The sequence below is a fragment of the Novacetimonas hansenii JCM 7643 genome, from assembly GCF_000964405.1.
Classification (GTDB): Bacteria; Pseudomonadota; Alphaproteobacteria; order Acetobacterales; family Acetobacteraceae; genus Novacetimonas; species Novacetimonas hansenii.
This window is the reverse complement of the sequence record NZ_BANE01000222.1, coordinates 1-1,759: the sequence shown is the minus strand read 5'-3', so window position 1 is coordinate 1,759 and position 1,759 is coordinate 1. Positions and strand designations below refer to the sequence as shown.

1 protein-coding gene and 2 pseudogenes are annotated in these 1,759 nt (G+C 56.9%); all 3 read right to left on the bottom strand.

The features are described from left to right. Window positions 1–44: 44 nt before the first annotated feature. A complete protein-coding gene (locus tag B7G66_RS18800; RefSeq protein WP_338107754.1) occupies window positions 45–398 on the bottom strand; it encodes an IS5 family transposase in 354 nt (117 codons plus the stop codon). A 99-nt stretch (window positions 399–497) separates the two neighbouring features. Further along, window positions 498–1,486, bottom strand: a pseudogene (locus B7G66_RS13650) (IS3 family transposase); the annotation flags it as partial. A 7-nt stretch (window positions 1,487–1,493) separates the two neighbouring features. Continuing rightward, window positions 1,494–1,757, bottom strand: a pseudogene (locus tag B7G66_RS13645) (LysR family transcriptional regulator); the annotation flags it as partial. Window positions 1,758–1,759 lie beyond the last annotated feature (2 nt).

Here is a 1,759-nt window from a genome sequence, read left to right as displayed (position 1 = left end):
ACTGCTATCCGCGCTCACTCACAACACAAAATGCAACTGTAGTGCTAGGTTCTGTTGACAAAAGATGGTAGCCACAGCTTGATGGCGGCGAGGTTGAGGAAGGCGAGAAACGATTTTCTTGTCTTGTCATAGCGTGTGGCGATACGCCGAAACTGCTTCAGCTTGTTGAACATCCGCTCGATACGGTTGCGATCCCTGTAACAACGGAAATCACAGGGAATATTCTCTTTACGGTTTGAACGCGACGGGATTACGGGAAGAATGCCTCGAAAAAGCAGGGTCTCCCGTATTCTGTCACTATCATACCCCTTGTCGGCCAGCAGCCTGCGCGGTGTCACGACCGGCAGGTCCGTCAGGGCATCAGCGCCAGAATAATCAGACACTTCACCCCCCGTCAGGTCGAAGCTGACCCTGATCTGCTCCCGAAGGTTGGACCGCCGGATGGTAGAGTTTCCGGCGTGGTTTGACGGTAACGAGTTGGATACGTCACCGGGAATATGCAGCGAGATCGGCGTCCTGTTGCCAATCGCCCCATGTGGGCGGACCTCATTGTGGTCTCTGCGCCAAGCCTCCAACTTTTCGCGTGCATCCGCAAGCGTCAGGAACCAGTGTGCGTTCAGGCACTCCGCCCTCAGACGTCCGTTGAAGGCCTCAATGAACGCATTGTCCGTCGGTTTGCCGGGTCGGGAGAAGTCCAGCGTGACATTGTTGGCATAGGCCCAGAGTTCCAGATCGCGCGAAATAAATTCCGAGCCCTGGTCGACCCGGATCGTCTTCGGGTAGCCCACGGTGGCACAGACTTGCTCAAGGACCGCGACAACGTCCTCTGCCCGGTAGTTGAAACGCGGATCGATCATCGGCGAAAACCGCGAAAATATGTCAACGATCGTGAGAATCCTGACCTTCCTGCCGGTCGCCAACTGGTCATGGACAAAGTCCATCGCCCAGGTTTCGTTGGCCTGTATGGCGGGTCGCCAGTCATCACGCAGCTTCGCCTTCACCCGGCGCTTCGGTGTCTTGTTGCGCAATTTCAGGCCTAACTCGTTGTAGATCCTGTATATCTTCTTGACGTTCACATCCCAGCCTTCGCGGCGAAGCACGACATGAACACGGCGATAGCCGTATCGCATCCGCGTCATGCAGATCTCCTTGATCCTGGCTTCGATGGCGGCCTGATCGTGTCGACGGGGCTTGTAATGGTAGGTCGATGGATCGACTTCCAGAACCCGGCAGACGCGCCGGATCGAGATATCCCACTCCCCACGCACCGCGTCGACCAGCTTGCGCTTGCGAGCAGGCCTCAGATTTTTCGGCGGATTACGTCCTGCAGCATCTCCCGATCCAGCGACAGATCCGCCACCAGCTTGCGCAGCTTGGCGTTCTCATCCTCAAGCAGCTTCAGGCGCCGTATCTCCGTCGGCAGCAGGCCGTCATGCTTCTTCTTCCAGTTGAAGTATGTCGCCTGGCTGATCCCGGCCTTCCGACAAGGCGTTTACGCTATCCCGTAATGTGCCACGCGGTGTGCCAAGCGTATTGGCTGCCAGACTGTCCGCTCGTTCAACTGCTTTCAGGACAAGGCGACACTGCTCGCAATAGAGTCGGCCTGTTTCGGTCAGACTTTGTCGGCGGGTAGTCCGATGCAACAGACGTGCACCAAGGTGGCGTTCCAGAGCCTCTATATGCTTGGCTACCATCTGCGGCGACAAAGTCAGATTCTGGGAGGCCGCAGCAAAGGACCCCAATTCCACGACCTTGATAA